This window comes from Kitasatospora sp. NPDC058048, assembly GCF_042885555.1.
In the GTDB taxonomy this organism is placed as follows: domain Bacteria; phylum Actinomycetota; class Actinomycetes; order Streptomycetales; family Streptomycetaceae; genus Kitasatospora; species Kitasatospora lactacystinica.
This window is the reverse complement of the sequence record NZ_JBHVRT010000090.1, coordinates 1-6412: the sequence shown is the minus strand read 5'-3', so window position 1 is coordinate 6412 and position 6412 is coordinate 1. Positions and strand designations below refer to the sequence as shown.

General features: G+C 74.2%; 8 protein-coding genes. 5 read left to right on the top strand and 3 right to left on the bottom strand.

Annotation, left to right across the window (positions count from 1 at the left end; genetic code table 11):
- Window positions 1-42 precede the first annotated feature (42 nt).
- On the bottom strand, window positions 43-621 hold the full coding sequence (locus ACFVVA_RS41965; protein ID WP_387695986.1) for a TetR/AcrR family transcriptional regulator: 579 nt from the start codon (window positions 619-621) through the stop codon (window positions 43-45).
- A gap of 89 nt (window positions 622-710) precedes the next feature.
- Between ACFVVA_RS41965 and ACFVVA_RS41960 the strand changes: the two genes are divergently transcribed.
- A complete protein-coding gene (locus tag ACFVVA_RS41960) occupies window positions 711-1157 on the top strand; it encodes an anthrone oxygenase family protein (protein WP_387695985.1) in 447 nt (148 codons plus the stop codon).
- 449 nt (window positions 1158-1606) lie between these two features.
- On the opposite strand, the gene ACFVVA_RS41955 is transcribed toward ACFVVA_RS41960, so the two are convergent.
- Window positions 1607-2392 carry a DeoR/GlpR family DNA-binding transcription regulator gene (locus ACFVVA_RS41955; protein ID WP_387695983.1) on the bottom strand — a complete coding sequence of 262 codons (786 nt, stop codon included), beginning with the start codon at window positions 2390-2392 and terminating at the stop codon, window positions 1607-1609.
- A gap of 213 nt (window positions 2393-2605) precedes the next feature.
- On the opposite strand from ACFVVA_RS41955, the gene ACFVVA_RS41950 reads away from it, so the two are divergent.
- The 4 genes from ACFVVA_RS41950 to ACFVVA_RS41935 are packed head-to-tail and all read left to right on the top strand — an operon-like array spanning window position 2606 to window position 6166.
- Entirely contained in the window at window positions 2606-3478 is an 873-nt protein-coding gene (locus tag ACFVVA_RS41950; protein ID WP_387695982.1) for an SIS domain-containing protein, read from the top strand.
- A complete protein-coding gene (locus tag ACFVVA_RS41945; RefSeq protein ID WP_387695981.1) occupies window positions 3475-4389 on the top strand; it encodes an ROK family protein in 915 nt (304 codons plus the stop codon). Before ACFVVA_RS41950 ends, ACFVVA_RS41945 begins: the two co-directional genes overlap by 4 nt.
- The gene (locus tag ACFVVA_RS41940; RefSeq protein WP_387695980.1) at window positions 4386-5327 is read left to right on the top strand and encodes a 1-phosphofructokinase family hexose kinase; all 942 of its coding nucleotides are present in this window, start codon (window positions 4386-4388) and stop codon (window positions 5325-5327) included. The genes ACFVVA_RS41945 and ACFVVA_RS41940 overlap by 4 nt, the downstream gene beginning before the upstream one ends.
- Window positions 5318-6166, top strand: a complete 849-nt coding sequence (locus ACFVVA_RS41935) for a ketose-bisphosphate aldolase (protein ID WP_387695979.1) — start codon at window positions 5318-5320, stop codon at window positions 6164-6166. Before ACFVVA_RS41940 ends, ACFVVA_RS41935 begins: the two co-directional genes overlap by 10 nt.
- Window positions 6167-6256: 90 nt before the next feature.
- Here ACFVVA_RS41935 and ACFVVA_RS41930 read toward each other — a convergent pair.
- Window positions 6257-6412: amidohydrolase family protein (locus tag ACFVVA_RS41930; protein ID WP_387695987.1), on the bottom strand; the 156-nt coding region annotated here is incomplete at its 5' end.

Sequence of the window (6412 nt, the reverse complement as noted above, 5' to 3'; positions counted from 1 at the left end):
GGACGGGCCCATCGGCCCGTCCGGCCGGCCCCGTCCCGTGTGTCAGAGCACGGCGAGCCGGTCCACCAGCAGTTCCACCCTGCGCCCGGTGTCCGGCGGCGGCAGCCGTCCCGCCCGGGTCAGGGTGGCCAGCCCGTGCAGGGCCGCCCAGAACACCTCGGTGAACAGCGCCGGGTGGACACCGTCCCCGGCGACCTCGCCGAGGCTTTCCAGCAGAGCGGCGAAGGCGTCCTTCAGCGGCTCCGGGGTGTCCTCGCGCGCGAACGCCAGGCCGCCGTCGAGCTGGAACATGGCGTCGTAGACCGCCGGGTTGCGTTCGGCGAAGTCGAGGTAGGCGCGGGCGAGCGCGGTGACCCGGGCGCGGGGCCCGTCCGCGGCGGAGCTCGCGGCCCGCAGTGCCACGGCCATCTCGGCGGCGCCCTCCAGGGCGACCGCGCCGATGATCTCGCGCTTGCCGCGGAAATGGCTGTAGAGGACGGGCTGGCTGTATTCGATGCGCTCGGCGAGCCGGCGGGTGGTGACCGCGTCCCAGCCCTGCTGCTCGGCGAGTTCGCGGGCCGTGGCCACGATGAGGCGCTCGCGGTCCGCCCGTTCGCGCTGCTTGCGTTCCTGTAGCGACATGATCCGATCCTAGCACTGCTAGACAATCGAGCGGCGGCAGGTCTAGCGTTGCCTCATCGGCTAGCAACGCTAGATCCCAGGGGGTCGCCATGCTCAACGCACTTGAGGTCTTCACCACCGTGGTCGTCGGCCTGATGGTGGGGGTGGAGTTCTCCGTCGCCTTCGTCATCAACCGGATCCTCGACGCACTCCCCGAGGACAGCGGTCAACTCGGCCGCGCCCACGGGGGCCGGATGCTCGGCGCCCTGATGCCGTTCTGGTACATCGGCTCACTCGCCCTGAGTGCCGTCTGGGCCGTCGCCGGATGGCACCGCCCCGGCGCCGGCCTGGTCGTCGTCGCCGGCGCGCTGCTGATCGTCAGCGTGATCATGTCGGTCCTGCTGCTCGTCCCGATCAACAACCGGGGCAAGACGTGGACCCCCGAGAACCGGCCCGCCGACTGGAAGCAGCAGATGCGCCGCTGGGACCGCTTCCACTACGTCCGCGTCGCCGTCATCGTCGCCGCCTTCACCCTGCTGGTCACCGCCCTCACCTGAGCCCGCGGGCGACACCGCGCAGGCGGCACGCGCCCCTCCGCTCCATCGGCGGCGGCGACTTGCGCGAGGCCGGGTACGTGCGCCCCTCCCCCACCCGTACTGCGCGGAAGCGCGCAGGTCGGGTGGGGGACGACGCGCTCGGCGCCACCGGCCACCGCCCCTTCGAGGACACGGCCGGACCAAGGCCGTCCCCCGACCGGGCGACCCCTCCCGGGCGGCATCCGCGACCGCTCGGCCGCCCGGGTGCCCCGCCCATCGGAGGCGATGCCGACGGGAACGGCGAGATTCCTCAACACGACGCGATCCGGACCGACCGGGTCAGAGCGGCACCGTTCAGCACCCCGACTTCGAACTGATGGACCGTCATCATCAAACTGGTGCGGGCGGGTTCCCCGGAGCCCGCCCGCGCCGCGGGCTCCGGCCCGTGGAGGGGTGCCGCACGGCGGCTGCTACACGCAGTGGACGTCCACCCCGCGGGCGGTGAACCGCTCCACCAGTTCCTCCGGGGCGTCGGCGTCGGTGACGAGTGCGTCGATCGTGCCGGTGTCGCAGACCTGCGCGAACGCGCGCTTGCCGAGCTTGGTGGAGTCGGCCACCACGATGACCCGCTCCGCCCGCTCGGCCATCGCCCGGTTGGCGCTCGCCTCGCCCTCGTCGTGGGTGGCGGCGCCGAACTGCGGGTCGACGGCGTTGACGCCGAGGATCGCGTAGTCCAGTGAGATCGCCTGCAGCATCATGGTCGCCAACGGTCCGGTCAGCTCGTAGGACTGGGGTCGGGCCACGCCGCCGGTGACCACGGTCTTCACGTACGGGCGCACCGCCAGCTCGTTGGCGATGTTGATCGCGTTGGTGACCACGGTCAGCGCCGTCTGATTGCCGTGCCCGGCCAGATCGGTACGGGTGGCGAACTCGCGGGCCACCTCGGAGGTGGTGGTGCCACCGTTGAGCCCGACCACCGCGCCGGGCGGGACGAGCCCGGCGGCGGCCTTCGCGATGCGCTGCTTCTCGCCGGCCTGGCGCGCGGTCTTGTAGCGGAGGGGCAGGTCGTACGCGACTTCGCTCAGCACCGCGCCGCCGCGGGTGCGGGTCAGCAGCTGCTGGCGGGCGAGCTCGTCCATGTCCCGGCGCACGGTGGCAGCGGAGACGCCCAACAGCTCGGCCGCCGTCATGACGTCGATCCGGCCCCGATCACCAAGGATCTCCAGCAGCCGCGACCATCGCTCATCCGGGCTCATCTTCTCTCCTCGACTCGGTCGTCCCTGGTCACGAGCCTATCCGCCGGCCATCACCGACCGGGTGCCGCGATCCTCTCGATGAAGCAGTATTGCTCAAAGATGACGCGTTGAGCTATGAATAGAGCAGTTTCAAGCAGATGCTTGCAGTATGAAGCAGTGCTCGGTGCGGACCGATCCCCGAGCACCACCCGTGCCCCCAGCGAGGAGAGCCAGATGAGTCACGTCGAGCGGGAGATCGCCAGTCAGCCGGAGTGCTGGCGCAAGGCACTGGAACTGGAGCCCGCGGGGCTGCCCGAGCGCGGCGAGCGGGTGGCCGTGATCGGCTGCGGCACCTCGCTCTACATCGCGCAGGCGTACGCGGGCCTTCGCGAGGGCGCCGGCCTCGGTGAGACCGACGCCTTCGCGGCCTCCGAGTTCCCGGCGGCCCGTGGCTACGACCGCGTCGTCGCCATCACCCGCTCGGGAACCACGACCGAGGTGCTCGCCGCGCTGGAGCGCTGCGGCGGGACGCCGACCGTCGCACTCACCGGCGACCTCGCCACCCCGATCGGCACGGCCGCCGGCACCATGGTCGACCTGGAGTTCGCCGACGAGAAGTCGGTGGTGCAGACCCGCTTCGCCACCACCGCGCTGGCGCTGCTGCGAGGCCACCTCGGCCTCGCCCCCGCCGACCTGGCCGCCCACGCCGAGCAGGCGCTGGCCGCCCCGCTGCCCGAACGGGCCACCGAGGCGAGCCAGTTCACCTTCCTCGGGACCGGCTGGACGGTCGGCCTGGCCCACGAGGCGGCCCTCAAGCTGCGCGAGGCCTCCGGGTCGTGGACCGAGTCCTACCCGGCCATGGAGTACCGGCACGGACCGATCAGCGTCACCGGCCGCAACAGCGTGGTGTGGTTCTTCGGCGAGCCGCCGGCCGGGCTGGTCGACCAGGTCGAGCCGACCGGCGCCGCGCTGTCGGTGAGCGCGCTGGACCCGATGGCCGACCTGATCCGCGCCCAGCGGCTCGCCGTCAAACTGGCCAAGGGCCGCGGCCTGGACCCCGACCAGCCGCGCAACCTCACCCGCTCCATCGTGCTCACCCGGCCGTGACCGCGACGGCGATCGCCCTCGACGTCGGCGGAACCTACATCAAGGGCGCGGCGGTGGCCGCGGACGGCCGCCTCTGCCACACCGAGCGCTGGTTCACCCGCGCCGAACGCGGACCGGAGGCCGTCCTCGAAACCGTCCTCGACTGCGCCGCCGAACTCGCCGGGCGCTTCCGCCCGGCCGCCGCGGGGATCGCCGTGCCCGGCATCGTCGACGAGGCGGCCGGCACCGCGGTGCTGGCCGCCAACCTCGGCTGGCGGGACCTGCCCGTCCGGCACTGGCTGTCCGAACACCTGGGCATCCCGGTCGCGTTCGGGCACGACGTGAGGGCCGGGGGCGTCGCCGAGGCCAGGGCCGGCGCCGGCCGCGGCAGCCGCAACTTCCTCTTCGTACCCGTCGGCACCGGAATCGCCGCCGCGCTGATGGTCGACGGGCGGCCGCTCACCGGCAGCCACACCCGCGCCGGCGAGCTGGGCCACCTGGTGGTGCGTCCCGGCGGCGAGCCGTGCGCCTGCGGCCGTCGCGGTTGCGTGGAGACCCTGGCCTCGGCGGCCGCCGTCGCCCGCCGCTACACCGCCGCCACCGGGGAGGCGGGCGTCACCGCCGAGCAGGTCGGCGAGCGCGCCGCGACCGGGGACCGCGCGGCCGCCACCGTCTGGCAGGAGGCCGTCGACGCGCTCGCCGACGGCCTGGCGAGCGCGATCACGCTGCTCGACCCCGAGCGGATCGTGATCGGCGGCGGCCTCGCCCGGGCGGGCGAACCGTACTTCGCGCCACTGCGGGCGGCTGTGACGGCGCGCCTCTCCTTCCAGACGATGCCGGAGCTCGTACCCGCCGAACTCGGCCACGAGGCGGGCTGTTTCGGTGCCGGACTGCTCGCCCGGGACCTTCTGGGCGAGGGAGCGGCGGCGTGATCCTCACCGTCACCCTGAACGCCGCCCTGGACATCACCCACCACCTGGACCGGATGCGCCCGCACGGCAGCAACCGGGTCCGGACGGTGGCCCAGCGCGCGGGCGGCAAGGGCGTCAACGTCGCCAGGATCCTGCACGCCCTCGGCCACCCGACCGTGGTCACCGGCCTGACCGGCGGCCTCACCGGCATGGCGATCCGTGCCGAACTGGCGTCCGCCGGCCTGGCCGACCGCATGCTGGCGATCGCGGGCGAGTCCCGGCGGACGGTGGCCGTGGTCGAGGAGGAAGTCGGGGACACCACGATCCTGCTCGAACCCGGCCCGGTGGTGAGCGCCGAGGAATGGGCGCGGTTCCTCGACCACCTCGACACCCTGCTGCCGCAGGCCGCGGCGGCGGTCCTCTCCGGCAGCCTGCCGCGCGGCGTGCCCGAGGACGCCTACGCCCACCTGCTCCGGCTCGCCCACGCACACGGCGTCCCGGCGGTGCTCGACGCCGACGGGGCGGCGCTCAGCACGGCGCTGGCGGCCGGACCGGCCCTGATCAAGCCGAACGCGGACGAGCTCGCCGCCGCCACCGGCCTGACCGATCCGGTGGCCGCCGCCCGCGGGCTGCGGGCCGCGGGCGCCGGTGCGGTGGTCGCCTCGCTCGGCGCCGACGGCCTCGTCGCCGTCACCGCGCAGGGCGGTTGGCGCGCCCGCTCGCCCGAGCGGCTGGCCGGCAACCCCACCGGCGCCGGCGACGCCGCCGTCGCCGCGCTCACCCTCGGCCTGGTCGGCGGAACGCCCTGGCCCGACCGGCTGGCCGAGGCCGTGGCACTGTCCGCGGCCGCCGTCGCCGCACCGCTGGCCGGCGACTTCGACCCCGCCCTCCACCAGGCCCTGCGGTCCCGCGTGGACGTCCACCCCTTCGCAACCGAGGAGTCCGACCCATGCCCCTGAGCGGAACCGGCGCGATCGCCGCCGCCGCTGCCGAAGCCGCGTGCGGCGTCGGCGCGTTCAACGTCATCCAGCTGGAACACGCCCAGGCGATCGTCGCCGGGGCCGAGGCCGCCGGTGCGCCGGTGATCCTGCAGATCAGCGAGAACGCCGTGCGCTACCACGGCGCCCTCGACCCGATCGGCGCCGCCACCCTGGCCGTCGCCCGGGCCGCGCGGGTGCCGGTCGCGGTCCACCTGGACCATGCCACCTCCGTGGAACTCGTCCACCGGGCCGTGGAGTTGGGCTTCACCTCGGTGATGTTCGACGCCTCGGTGCTGCCGTACGAGGAGAACGTGCGGGCCACCGCCGAGGTGGTGCGGCGGTGCCACGCCGCGGGCGTCTGGGTGGAGGCCGAACTCGGCGAGGTCGGCGGCAAGGACGGCGTCCACGCCCCGGGTGTGCGCACCGATCCGGCCGAGGCCGCGGCGTTCGTCGCCGCCGCCGGCGTGGACGCGCTCGCGGTGGCCGTCGGCACCTCGCACGCGATGCTCACCCGCGACGCGGCGCTCGACTTCGAGCTCATCGGACGGTTGCGCCGGGCGGTGCCGGTCCCGCTGGTCCTGCACGGCTCCTCGGGTGTGGCGGACGGGGACCTCACCGCCGCCGTGGAAGCCGGTATGACCAAGGTCAATATCGCCACCCACCTCAACCAGGTGTTCAGCACCGCGGTCCGCCGGGCCCTCGCCGACGACGCCCGGCTGGTCGACACCCGCCGCTACCTCGGGCCGGCCCGCGCGGCCGTCGCCGCCGAGGTCACCCGCCTGCTCGGCGTCCTCAAGGCGACACCAGCGGCGGCCTGAGCCGCCACCACCGCCCGCTGTCCGGCCGGGATCACCACGACACGGCGACGGCCGCCCGCCCCCGAGGGGACGGGCGGCCGTCGTCGTCGCTCAGGCGGGTCCGACGGTGGGGAAGGTCTCGCCGCCGAGCACCCAGCGGCCGCGGCGCATGACGGCGACCAGGTCGTAGCTCTCGGAGTCGACCACGACCAGGTCGGCGAGCTTGCCGGTCTCCAGCGAGCCGATCGAGTCGCTCAGGCCGAGCAG

Bases quoted from the DNA above. Each gene is read 5' to 3' on its own strand.
- ACFVVA_RS41965 (WP_387695986.1), bottom strand. From the start codon at position 621: ATGTCGCTACAGGAACGCAAGCAGCGCGAACGGGCGGACCGCGAGCGC.
- ACFVVA_RS41960 (WP_387695985.1), top strand. From the start codon at position 711: ATGCTCAACGCACTTGAGGTCTTCACCACCGTGGTCGTCGGCCTGATG.
- ACFVVA_RS41955 (WP_387695983.1), bottom strand. From the start codon at position 2,392: ATGAGCCCGGATGAGCGATGGTCGCGGCTGCTGGAGATCCTTGGTGAT.
- ACFVVA_RS41950 (WP_387695982.1), top strand. From the start codon at position 2,606: ATGAGTCACGTCGAGCGGGAGATCGCCAGTCAGCCGGAGTGCTGGCGC.
- ACFVVA_RS41935 (WP_387695979.1), top strand. From the start codon at position 5,318: ATGCCCCTGAGCGGAACCGGCGCGATCGCCGCCGCCGCTGCCGAAGCC.